Here is a 12,529-nt window from a genome sequence, read left to right as displayed (position 1 = left end):
TTCAGATTTCAACCAAATCTATTTCTTTAAAAATTAGAAAAATGTCAAAAAACATCAAATTAATACATCCCAGAGATCAAATTACAGAGGTTATCAGCAGAATTTACAAAAGAGGTATGACCACCACTTCTGGGGGAAATATTTCTATTATAGACGATAATGGTGATATTTGGGTAACACCCTCTGCTATAGATAAAGGTTCATTGAGAGCCTCAGATATTATATGCGTAAAAAAAGATGGTTCTATTATAGGTAAACATAAGCCTTCATCAGAATTCCCATTTCATAAAGCTATTTATGAATCAAGACCAGATATCAAATCTGTAATACATGCGCATCCACCAGCTTTGGTTTCATTTAGTATTGTACGTCAAATACCAAACACAAATATCATTTCACAAGCAAAACATATTTGCGGACCAATAGGTTATGCAGAATATAGATTGCCAGGAAGTGAAGATTTAGGAGAGGTAATTGGTGCCGAATTTAAGAAAGGATTCAAAGCAATAATTATGGAAAATCATGGAACCGTTTTAGGAGGTAGTGATTTAACTGATGCTTATGAAAGGTTTGAAGCTTTAGAGTTTTGTGCAAATACTATATTATATGGTTCTCAAATAGGTAAACCAAAGTATTTAACAGACAATCAAATAGATCAGTTTGAAGCTCAGGCTAGAGGTGTTTTACCTGAAATGGAAAGCTCGGTTTATCCTCCAGATGAAACAGAAAAAAGGTTAGAAATTTGTAATATTATTAAGCGTTCTTGCGAACAAGGTTTAATGATAAGTTCTTACGGAACGGTTTCAATGCGTTGGAATGATAATGATTTCTTGATTACACCAACCAATAAGAATCGATGGGATATTCAATTAGATGATATTGTACAAATAAAAAATGGTCATAGAGAAGCTGGTAAAACACCTAGTAGAGCAGCATGGATTCACCAAGAAATTTACAATAAAAATCCAGAAGTAAATTCTATAATCATGACTCAATCTCCTTATTTAATGGCATTTGGTGTTACAGGAGAGTATTTAAATGTAAGAACCATACCAGAAAGTTGGATCTTTTTACAAGACATTAACTTTGTAAAATATGGTCATCACTTTAGAGAAAACAACAACTCCGAAATTGTAGAAAATTGCCCAACTGCATTAATCATAGAAAATGATTCTGTAATTATTACTGGTGATAAATTGTTGCAAACTTTTGATTATTTAGAAGTAGCAGAATTTAGCGCAAAATCTATAGTTTTAGGTCATTCTCTAGGAGAAATGGTGCCAATTAATGATGAACAAGTAGACGATTTAAGAAAGAAATTCTTATCATAACATAAATACATATGGCTATATCTTTTGATACTAGATATCCTTCAGTTGATGACTTACGCAAACGAGCACAACAAAAAATACCAAAGTTTGCATTTGAATATTTAGACGGAGGCTGCAATGAAGATGTAAATTTAATAAGAAACACATCAGAGTTAAGAGAGGTTCAACTTAAGCCAAATTATTTGCGTAAACATTATGGATCATCTACAAAAACCAAATTATTTGGTATAGAATATGATGCACCTTTTGGCATAGCTCCTGTAGGGTTACAAGGTTTAATGTGGCCAAATTCTCCAGAGATACTCGCTAAAGCTGCTTTTAAACACAATGTTCCTTTTATTTTAAGTACAGTTACCACTACAAGCATAGAAAGAGCTGCAGAATTAACAGAAGGTAAAGCTTGGTTTCAATTGTATCATCCTACCGAAGATTATTTACGGAATGATATCATCAAAAGAGCCGCTGATGCTGAATGCCCTGTTTTAGTAATATTATGTGATGTACCAAGCTTTGGTTTTAGACCAAGAGATATTAGAAATGGATTGGCAATGCCGCCAAAAATGAATATTTCTAATATTTTACAAGCTTTTGGTAGACCTCATTGGAGTTTACAGACTTTAAAACATGGTATTCCTAATTTTGCAAACTTGCTTCCTTACATGCCTAAAAACCTAGATTTAAAACAATTAGGTAAATTTATGGATCAAACGTTTTCTGGTAGGTTAAATGAAGATAAAATTAAGCCTATAAGAGACATGTGGAAAGGGAAATTGGTTTTAAAAGGGGTAGCTTCAGAATATGATGCTGAACAAGCTATAAAATTAGGTTTAGATGGTATAATAGTATCAAACCATGGAGGTCGTCAACTAGATGCAGGAGAATCTACCATAAAACCATTGGCTACAATTGCAGAAAAATATGGAGATCAGATTGAGGTAATGATGGATAGTGGTATACGTTCTGGGCCTGATGTAGCCAGAGCCATGGCTAGTGGAGCTAAATTTACATTTATGGGACGTTCATTTATGTATGGTGTAGCTGCATTAGGCAATAAAGGAGGAGATCATACCATTTCTTTGTTAAAAACAGAATTACAACAAGTAATGGAGCAACTCTGTTGCGAAAAAACATCAGATTTTCCAAATCATCTAATACGTTAAACAAACCATTATTACAATTAAATCAATATTTTATCCATAGAAAAAAAATATGAAACACTATAAACAATATATAAACGGAGCGTTCATAGATTCAAAAGCAACGTCTGTTATTGAAATTTTAAACCCTTGTACTGAAGAGGTTATTAGTACAATTTCTACAGGAACCGTAGAAGATGCCAATAATGCACTAGAAGCTGCTCAAGCTGCTCAACCTGCTTGGGAAGCATTACCTGCAATTCAAAGAGCAGCGTTTTTACATAAAATGGCAAATGTAATTAGAGAAAATAGAGTTTTTCTTGCAGAAACACTATCTAAAGAACAAGCCAAAGTAATAGGTTTGGCTCAAGTAGAAATTGATGTTACTGCAGATTATTTTGATTATAATGCAGGATGGGCAAGAAGAATTGAAGGAGAAATTATTCAAAGTGATAGAGAAAAAGAACATATTTATTTACATAAAGTACCTATTGGAGTAGCTGTTGGTATTTGCCCTTGGAATTTTCCGTTTTTTGTAATGGCTCGTAAAGTTGCTGCCTCTTTAATTACTGGAAATACTTGTGTAATTAAGCCAAGTTCAGAAGCTCCGAATACAATTATGGAATTTGCAGATTTCATCCAAAAGATTGATTTGCCAAGAGGGGTATTAAACTTTGTCTGTGGTGCAGGTAGAACTGTTGGTAACGCACTTTCTAAAAGTCCAATTACTGGCATTATAAGCTTAACAGGTAGTGTTGGTGCTGGTCAAAAAGTAATTACAGCAGCAGCAGATAATATCACTAAAGTATCTTTAGAATTAGGTGGTAAAGCACCTGCTATTGTTTGTGCTGATGCAAATTTAGATTTAGCAATTAATTCTGTGGTATCATCTAAAGTTATTTTTAGTGGACAAGTTTGTAACTGTGCAGAAAGAGTATATGTAGAAGATAGTATTTACGATGAGTTTGTAGATAAACTTACAAAAAAAATGAGCCAAGTTACCATAGACGATGCATTAACTGGCATAAATGCAGATATGAGTAGTTTAGTCTCTCAATCTCAGTTAGATAAAATAACTGAAATGGTAGAATATGCTAAAAAAGAAGGTGCAGAAGTTTTGGTTGGTGGTAAGCGTCCTGAACAATTTAACCGAGGATATTACTACGAACCTACAATTCTAACCAACTGCAGTCAAGATAGTCAAATTATACAAGAAGAAGTTTTTGGTCCTGTTTTACCAGTAATGAAATTCAATACTTTAGATGAGGCAATTGCCATGTCTAACGATACAGAGTTTGGTTTAACATCTTCTATTTTTTCAGAAAATTTCAACAACATTATGAAAGCTACGAATGGTTTACATTTTGGGGAAACTTATGTAAATAGAGAGCATTTTGAAGCTATTCAAGGTTTTCATGCAGGTTGGAAAAAATCTGGTGTAGGTGGCGCAGATGGTAAACATGGTATGGAAGAGTATTTACACACTAAAGTAATTTATGCAAAATACTATTAACTATAAAATCTTGTAGTTTAAAATAAAGGCAGTATTTTTAATTACTGCCTTTATTTTTGCGTAAATATTACAGTATTAGTGTTTTTTTAAGTTCTAAATTATTAAATCGGTATAGTGCAGGATACAAAATAATTTTGGACATTATACATTCGTAACAATAACCTAATTATATTAGTCTTTTATAAATCAAATAAGTACAAATATTTATAAAGCTCAAATATAAATAAACATACAATTATGGCTGAAAATCAAATAGAAGAATTAACTATTGATGAAAACTCTGGTGGAGAATTTGAAAGAACTCCTGTACCTCAATCAAAACTAAAAGGTTGGAAAAGTTTTATAGGAATGTATGCTGGAGAACATGCTGCTGGTACAGAATTTATGATTGGCCCACTGTTTTTAACTGCAGGAGTTAGTGCTTTCGATTTAATTATCGGTCTTTTGCTAGGTAACCTTTTAGCTGTTTTAAGTTGGCGTTTTTTAACCGCTGAAATTGCTGTTAAAAATAGATTAACATTATACTACCAGTTAGAAAAAATTTGTGGTAAAAAACTCGTTACAGGCTACAACTTAGCTAATGGTATTTTATTTTGTTTTTTGGCAGGCTCAATGATAACAGTATCTGCAACAGCTGTGGGTATTCCTTTTGATATGCCCATGCCAAAATTAGACGATACATTACCTAATGGAATGACTTGGGTAATAATTGTTATTGTTATAGGTGCAGTAATTTCTGTTATTGCAGCTAGAGGTTATGATACAGTAACCAAAGCAGCTAATTGGATGTCTCCATTTATAGTATTAGCTTTTGTTGCTGCTGGAATAGTTGCTCTAAGTCAGTTAGGGGTTGATAGTATTGATAAATTTTGGAATATTTGGGGTGATGGTGGTGAACCTTTCCCAGGTCAAACAAAATTTACATTCTGGCATGTGGTAATATGGTCTTGGTTTGCTAATGGAGCCATGCATATTGGTATGTCTGATTTATCAGTTTTTAGATTTGCAAAAGAAGCAAAAGCAGGATGGGCTACTGCTGCAGGTATGTATGTAGGGCATTATATGGCATGGATTGCTGCTGCACTATTGTATGCAGTATATTTAAAATCTCCAGAAGCACTGTCATATTTAAACAACGGACAAGCACCTCCTGTAGCTCCTGGACCAATGGCTTACAATGCAATAGGGGTATTTGGTATTATTGCTGTAGTTTTAGCAGGATGGACAACCGCAAACCCAACAATTTATAGAGCTGGTTTAGCTTTTCAAGCAATTCTTCCAAAATTATCAACATCAAAAGTTACTATAATTGCAGGTACTGTGGCAACTGTGGCTGGCTTATTTCCAGCATTTGCTATGAAGTTGTTAGGTTTTGTTGCATTATACGGTTTTATTTTAGCTCCTTTTGGTGCTGTAATTGTATTTGAACACTTTTTTCATAAAAAAGCAGGTATTGTTAAAAACTATGCCGAAAAAGCAAAAATATCGTTTAGTAAATCAGTATTTCTGGCATGGATCATCAGTTTTAGTTTGTTCTATTTTATATCAATTCAATTTGATGTGTTTTTATCATTTGTAACATTACCAGCTTGGTTATGCTGTGGTGTTTTGTTTTTAATTTTTAGTAAAATTTTTCAAAAAAAATAAAAACAATACTAAATTGCTTTTTATTCTAAAAAAAATAAAAATGTTGTTTACCATTTTATTTTTAGTGGTAACACTTCCTTTTGAGCTCTCAAAAGGTCAAAGATCTCGTGTAAAAAAGCGAATTAAAAATTATTTTATTTAAGTAGTTTAATACAAATTTGGTTACTTTTATAACACAAAATTTAATATTGTTTTCAAAACGAGCAAATTAAACTTAAATAGAATGAATTATCATTTAGGATTAGACATTGGAAGCTCTTCCATTAAAGCAGCTTTAGTAGAAGTTGAATCAGGTAAAAGTATTGGCGTAGTTCAAGAACCTAAACATGAAATGGGCATGTTTGCCTTAAAAAATGGTTGGGCAGAACAAGAACCAAAAGATTGGTGGTTGCATATTTGCAACGCAATTCAATCCTTAAAAAAACAATATAATATTAGTAAAACCCAAATAAAAGGAATTGGTATTTCTTATCAAATGCATGGTTTGGTTTTGGTTGATATAAATGGGAAACCTTTGCGTAAAAGTATTATTTGGTGCGATAGTAGAGCTGTTGCTATTGGTAATAACGCTTTTCAAAATATTGGAGAAGAAAAATGCGCTTCTCAATTATTAAACTCTCCCGCAAATTTTACTGCTTCTAAACTTAAATGGGTAAAAGAAAATGAATCTGATATTTACAATCAGATTTATAAATTTATGTTACCAGGAGATTTTATTGCTTATAAATTTTCTAACAAAATAAACACCACGATTTCAGGATTATCAGAAGGTATTTTTTGGGATTTTAAAAATGATAAAATTGCAGATTTTCTGCTAGAACATTATGGCATAGACGCTTCTTTAGTGCCAGATATTGTAAAAACTTTTGGTATGCAATCTGTGGTTGATCAAAAAGGAGCAGAAGAAAGCGGTTTAGCTGCAGGAACTCCTATTTTATACAGAGCAGGAGATCAACCTAACAATGCATTGTCTTTAAACGTGTTTCATCCTGGAGAAGTGGCTGCAACTGGCGGAACTTCGGGTGTTTTTTATGCAGTCACCAATAATTTATCAAGCAAAGAAAACACAAGAGTTAACAATTTTGCACATGTAAATTATTCAAGTCAAAATCAAAATGTTGGAAAATTACTCAACATCAATGGCGCAGGAATTCAATACAGATGGTTGTTAAATAATTTGGATGTTTCTTCTTATGAAGACATGAATAATTTGGCTTCAGAAATTTCTATTGGTTCAGATGGTGTTAGCTTAATTCCTTTTGGTAATGGAGCAGAACGCATATTAAACAACAAAGAAATTGGTACTCGTGTTGTAAACATCAACCTTAATAATCATCATAAAGGACATTTATGTAGAGCAGCATTAGAAGGAATTGCATTTTCATTTGTATACGGCATGGAAATTTTAACTTCAGACGGAATTAAACCAAAAGTGATTAGAGCAGGAAATGATAATTTGTTTCGTTCAGAAATTTTTGCAAATACAGTTGCTACCTTAATTGATCAAGAAATAGAAATTTACAATACAACAGGTGCCATTGGTGCAGCAAGAGCAGCCAATTTACATACTGGCGATTTTGCTTCTTTTAGCAAAACAATCATGAATAATGATTATGTAATGACATTTACACCAAGTAAAGAAAAACAACCTTATTTAGAGGCATATAATAATTGGAAAAAAGAGTTAGAACTCATCTTAAATAAATAACATTTGGGCGTTCCCTAAAAAGGTCGGGCTTTACACTATATCTTTTTGCGAAAAGCAAAAAGGATGTCGTTTCAATCCCTAACGCAAAAGCAGTTTAGGCAGTTTAGAAAACAATTAAACATTTATCAAAATGGCAAATAAAGAATATTTTAAAGGAATTGATAAAATTCAATTCGAAGGTAAAGAATCAGACAATCCATTAGCATTTAAATACTACAATCCAGAACAAGTTGTTGCTGGTAAAAAAATGAAAGATTGGTTCAAGTTTTCAATTGCCTATTGGCACACTTTCTGTGGTCAAGGTTCGGATCCTTTTGGCCCAGGAACACAAAGTTTTGAGTGGGACAAAGCTTCAGACCCAATACAAGCAGCTAAAGACAAAGCAGATGCTGCTTTCGAATTTATACATAAAATGGGCTTTGAATATTTTTGTTTTCATGATTACGATTTAGTACAAGAAGGCGCAACGTTTGCAGCATCTGAAGCTAGATTAAATACAATAACAGATTACATCAAAGAAAAGCAAGCAGCAAGTGGTGTAAAATTGTTATGGGGAACAGCAAATTGTTTCTCAAATCCAAGATACATGAATGGTGCTTCTACAAATCCTGATTTTAATGTTGTTGCAAGAGCTGGTGGACAAGTAAAATTGGCTTTAGATGCAACGATTAAATTAGGTGGTGAGAACTACGTTTTTTGGGGAGGAAGAGAAGGATATATGTCTTTGTTAAACACAGATATGGGTCGTGAATTAGATCACATGGCCCAGTTTTTAACCATGGCAAAAGATTATGCAAGAGCGCAAGGTTTTAAAGGTACTTTCTTTATAGAACCAAAACCTATGGAACCAATGAAGCATCAATACGACTTTGATTCTGCTACAGCTATTGGATTCTTAAAAGAATATGGTTTAGACAAAGATTTTAAAATGAATATTGAGGTAAATCATGCAACTTTAGCTCAGCATACAATGCAACATGAGTTAGCAGTTGCTGCTAAAGCAGGCATGTTAGGTAGTATAGATGCCAACAGAGGAGATTACCAAAATGGTTGGGATACAGATCAATTTCCAAACAATATACAAGAAACTACAGAAGCTATGTTAGTTTTCTTAGAAGCTGGCGGTTTACAAGGTGGTGGTGTTAATTTTGATGCAAAAATCAGAAGAAATTCTACAGATTTAGAAGATGTTTTCTTAGCACATATTGGTGGAGCAGACACGTTTGCAAGAGCCTTAATTACTGCTGATAAAATTATGACTTCTTCTGCTTACAATTCTTTAAGAGAAAAAAGATACAGTTCTTTTGACTCTGGAAATGGTGCTGCTTTTGAAGCCGGAAAATTAGAATTAAAAGACTTGTATAAAATTGCTCAAGAAAATGGAGAACTTCCGTTAACAAGCGGTAAACAAGAACTTTTTGAGAATATTATCAATCAATATATCTAAAATTTAAACTATGAGTTCATCAAATAATTCTAAATACTTATTAAAATTAACTTTAGTCGCAACCTTAGGAGGTCTTTTATTTGGATACGACACTGGTGTTATCTCTGGAACCGTAGGTTCTTTAGAAACCTTTTTTGTGACTCCTAAAGGATTGCCTGAAGCTGCTGCCAATGCTTTTAAAGGTTTTTTAGTAGCTAGTGCATTAATAGGTTGTATAATTGGCGGACTATTTGGTGGACTTATTAGCAAGAAATTAGGCCGTAAAAAAGGGTTAATTCTTGCTGCAGTTCTTTTCTTAATTTCAGCATTAGGTTCTGCTATGCCAGAAATGTTAATAGCACCTATTGGTGAGTTAGACCATACGTTTTCTACCATATTTATTATGTACAGAATTATAGGTGGTATTGGTGTTGGTTTAGCATCTATGTTATCTCCTTTATATATTGCAGAAATTGCACCTGCAAATAGTAGAGGAAGATTGGTGTCTTTTAATCAACTTGCCATTGTTGGTGGTTTTATGGTAGTTTATTTTGTAAACTACTTTATTTCTAGAGGTGGTGGTTCTGATGCCTGGTTAAATGAAGTGGGCTGGAGATGGATGTTTGCATCAGAAGTGATACCTGCAGGTTTATTCTTAGGATTATTATTCTTTGTGCCAGATACACCTCGTTCTTTAATGTTAAAAAACAAACCAGAAGAAGCTTTAGATGTTTTAATTAAAGTTAATGGAGAACAAGAAGGTAAAAGAGTACTATCTGAAATAGAAAACTCTGTGACAGAAACTTCTGGAAAACTATTATCTTATGGTTGGGCAGTAATAATAATAGGTGTTCTTCTTTCTGTTTTTCAACAATTTGTAGGAATTAATGTGGTGTTATATTATGCTCCAGAAATATTTAAATCTATAGACCCAAATACTGATGGGGCCTTATTACTTACCATAATTGTAGGAATTGTAAACTTCTTATTTACAATTATCGCTGTAAAAACGGTAGATAAAAAAGGTAGAAAACCATTAATGTTAATTGGTGCTTTAGGTATGGCAGTGGCCATGTTAGCTCTAGGATTTGTATTTTTCTCTGGCGCAACAGGTTATTTAGCACTTGGATGTATGATGTTATATGTTGCTAGTTTCGCACTTAGCTGGGGACCAGTTACTTGGGTACTTTTATCAGAAATATTTCCAAATAAAATTAGAGGAAAAGCAATGGCTATAGCTGTTGCAGCTCAATGGGTTTCTAATTATTTAGTTTCACTTACATTTCCTATGATGAATGATAATACTGCTCTTACAGAGCAATTTAATCACGGTTTTGCATATTGGGTGTATGGTGTTATGTCTTTAATAGCCATGTGGTTTGTTTGGAAATATATCCCAGAAACTAAAGGAAAAACGTTAGAAGAAATGGAAAGTATTTGGAAATAAGAATTGCTAAAAAATTACAATAACACAACTGAAAAACGTAAAATACAATATACTTTATGCTTAACTTTAGCATGTAAACTTGATAAAAAAGTGTCTAATATTGAAAGCTTTATTTTAGGTTATAGAGATCAGTAGTTAGTTGCATATAATTTCCTTATGCTCTACTTTATGCTTTTCAACCATTTTTGTTATTAAGATATTGAATATTGTTGCTTTACTTTATGATCGATTAATTCTAAAACAAAATTCATTAAAATATCTATTTAGATTAAAGTCACTTACCCAAGAATAAGTTGTTCTTATCCAAGATTTCACTTGATGAATCATTGTATGAAGTGCTTTAAAATTCATACCTCCATTACTTTCTATTTGAGTAATATTATAAGCTTTAGCAATAGGTCTGTAACCTCTCCATTTGTCGGTTATCACTTTAGCTTCTCGACTGATATGATTCACAAAAATATATTGCAAAGAACTAGCTGAAAAATCTTCGATTCTCATGGCATACATTCTTTTAACTTTTCCTGCTTGAGTTAATTCAACAGCAGTTATAACTTTCTTTTTCTTAGCAATATAACTTTTTCCTACTTTATCTTTTTCTTGTCCACCCAGTACAAATTCATCCACATGAACAATGCCAGTCATAGGATTATTCCCGCTACTTTCCATAGCTTCTCTAATTTTGAGCATAAATAAACGTGCAGTCTTTTCTGTTATACTAAAACGAACTGCAACATAACTAGCAGAAAGGCTTTTAGTACTTGTGCTCATTTCAAAAACAATAAAGAAAGCTTTTCTAATACCAAACTTTACCTTGTGAAAAAGTGTGTTTGAGGTAGAAGACTCTTGATGAGAACAAATATTACAAGTACGTGAAAAATCTTTTCTTATTTGAGCCTTTTTATGACCACATTTAACACATTGAAATCCATCTTTCCTTTAATATCTGCTAAATATTTCTTGCAATCTTCATCCGTTTTAAACCGATCAGCAAACTCTAGAAGGTTTTGACCTTTAAATATATTCATAATAATACTGTATTTATTAACTTTAAAGATATGAAATTAAATACTGACCTCTATTAGGTTATATTGCCAAAACGTTTTTTTTATCGCCTAAATTATAACTAAAATTAATTTGAACGGGATATAAAATTTGATAACGAGAAAATTATTACCAATGAAATTATCCTTATGTACTATAAATCACATAAGTTGTAGAGTTGATAAAAACTAAGCTCTAAAAGCTTCTTTCCAGAAGCTACTATTCAAGATTTTCCAATTCGAGGTAAAAACGTTTTTCTACATGTTATTAGACGACGTTGGGTTGAATAAAATTCTAAAAAAGTAGTGACAAGAGATTGGCAATTAGTAGTAAAAGGCACTAGAATTACAAGTAAATTTGCTACTTTTTTAAAACAGATAAGTCAGTAATAATGCTGTTAGCACTAGTATTGTAGCTAATTTTTACGGAGTAAACCCCAGAAAGCTACAAAGACAATACAAAGATTATTTAAGCGACTTTAAACACTAGAATCAAAAGTCACATGCAAAACAATGGTTGTTGTTTCCTAAAAATATTGGAGCGTATCTTTCTATAGACGAAACCGCCTTTTCAAATGGTGATCTATACACCAATATAACTAATAAAAAAGCAAAAGGTAAAAAAGGAGCTCTGATTGCTATGATCAAAGGAACCAAAGCTGAAATTGTAATCATAATTCTTCAAAAAATACCTTTAAAATCAAGAAAAAAAGTAAAAGAAATAACTCTTGATATGGCTGGTAATATGGGATTGATTGCTAAAAAATCATTTCCCAACGCATCACAAGTTATTGACAGGTTTCATGTGCAAAATTAGCTTTAGACTCACTTCAAGAAATTAGAATTAAACATCGATGGGAAGCTTTAGACAAAGAGAATGATGCTATAGAAACAGCTAGAAATACATCAGTAAAATATGTACCTAAACTATTTAAAAATGGAGATACATTAAAACAATTATTAGCCAGAAGTAGATATCTACTTTATAAACCTAACAATAAATGGACTAAAAATCAACAAAATAGAGCCAAAATACTTTTTGAAAAATACCCTGATATAGAAAAAGCTTACAAACTTTGTCAAAATTTATCATGGATTTATAATCAAACAAAAAACAAAACTTCTGCCTTAATTAGGCTTGCTAAATGGGATGAGAAAGTAAGACAAGCACAGTTTAAAAGTTTTAATAGTATTGCCAGAACAATGAATATTCATTATAAAAATATTCTAAATTATTTTGATAATAGAAGCACAAACGCCTCAGATGAATCTTTTAAT

7 protein-coding genes and 2 pseudogenes (1 of these 9 cut by a window edge) are annotated in these 12,529 nt (G+C 32.3%); 8 read left to right on the top strand and 1 reads right to left on the bottom strand.

Going from position 1 to position 12,529, the window contains the following annotated elements:
- The first annotated feature begins 41 nt into the window (after positions 1–41).
- From SJY27_RS14955 to xylE, 7 genes are all read left to right on the top strand, one after another.
- Positions 42–1,331 carry a class II aldolase/adducin family protein gene (locus SJY27_RS14955; RefSeq protein ID WP_397445669.1) on the top strand — a complete coding sequence of 430 codons (1,290 nt, stop codon included), beginning with the start codon at positions 42–44 and terminating at the stop codon, positions 1,329–1,331.
- An 11-nt stretch (positions 1,332–1,342) separates the two neighbouring features.
- The gene (locus tag SJY27_RS14950; protein WP_397445668.1) at positions 1,343–2,491 is read left to right on the top strand and encodes an alpha-hydroxy-acid oxidizing protein; all 1,149 of its coding nucleotides are present in this window, start codon (positions 1,343–1,345) and stop codon (positions 2,489–2,491) included.
- Between the two features lie 49 nt (positions 2,492–2,540).
- Entirely contained in the window at positions 2,541–3,980 is a 1,440-nt protein-coding gene (aldA, locus tag SJY27_RS14945) for an aldehyde dehydrogenase (protein ID WP_397445667.1), read from the top strand.
- Between the two features lie 237 nt (positions 3,981–4,217).
- A complete protein-coding gene (locus SJY27_RS14940; RefSeq protein WP_397445666.1) occupies positions 4,218–5,627 on the top strand; it encodes a purine-cytosine permease family protein in 1,410 nt (469 codons plus the stop codon).
- Positions 5,628–5,850: 223 nt separating this feature from the next.
- On the top strand, positions 5,851–7,335 hold the full coding sequence (locus SJY27_RS14935) for a xylulokinase (RefSeq protein WP_397445665.1): 1,485 nt from the start codon (positions 5,851–5,853) through the stop codon (positions 7,333–7,335).
- A gap of 130 nt (positions 7,336–7,465) precedes the next feature.
- Positions 7,466–8,782, top strand: coding sequence for a xylose isomerase (xylA, locus tag SJY27_RS14930; protein WP_397445663.1), 1,317 nt, complete (start codon positions 7,466–7,468; stop codon positions 8,780–8,782).
- A gap of 10 nt (positions 8,783–8,792) precedes the next feature.
- Positions 8,793–10,208: a D-xylose transporter XylE gene (gene xylE / locus SJY27_RS14925; RefSeq protein WP_397445662.1), complete on the top strand. Its 1,416-nt coding sequence runs from the start codon at positions 8,793–8,795 to the stop codon at positions 10,206–10,208.
- A gap of 135 nt (positions 10,209–10,343) precedes the next feature.
- Here the strand turns inward: xylE and SJY27_RS14920 are convergent.
- Positions 10,344–11,236, bottom strand: a pseudogene (locus tag SJY27_RS14920) (IS1595 family transposase).
- 424 nt (positions 11,237–11,660) lie between these two features.
- Here SJY27_RS14920 and SJY27_RS14915 point away from each other — a divergent pair.
- Positions 11,661–12,529, top strand: a pseudogene (locus SJY27_RS14915) (transposase); it runs 87 nt beyond the window's last position.

This window comes from Polaribacter sp. R77954, from assembly GCF_044595335.1.
Lineage (GTDB): Bacteria > Bacteroidota > Bacteroidia > Flavobacteriales > Flavobacteriaceae > Polaribacter.
The sequence above is the reverse complement of the archived record's forward strand: the minus strand, read 5'-3'. Positions and strand labels throughout refer to the sequence as shown.

What these genes read in the sequence shown, in the direction of transcription:
- SJY27_RS14955 (WP_397445669.1), top strand. Translation starts at nt 42, where the DNA reads ATGTCAAAAAACATCAAATTAATACATCCCAGAGATCAAATTACAGAG.
- SJY27_RS14950 (WP_397445668.1), top strand. Translation starts at nt 1,343, where the DNA reads ATGGCTATATCTTTTGATACTAGATATCCTTCAGTTGATGACTTACGC.
- aldA (WP_397445667.1), top strand. Translation starts at nt 2,541, where the DNA reads ATGAAACACTATAAACAATATATAAACGGAGCGTTCATAGATTCAAAA.
- SJY27_RS14940 (WP_397445666.1), top strand. Translation starts at nt 4,218, where the DNA reads ATGGCTGAAAATCAAATAGAAGAATTAACTATTGATGAAAACTCTGGT.
- SJY27_RS14935 (WP_397445665.1), top strand. Translation starts at nt 5,851, where the DNA reads ATGAATTATCATTTAGGATTAGACATTGGAAGCTCTTCCATTAAAGCA.
- xylA (WP_397445663.1), top strand. Translation starts at nt 7,466, where the DNA reads ATGGCAAATAAAGAATATTTTAAAGGAATTGATAAAATTCAATTCGAA.
- xylE (WP_397445662.1), top strand. Translation starts at nt 8,793, where the DNA reads ATGAGTTCATCAAATAATTCTAAATACTTATTAAAATTAACTTTAGTC.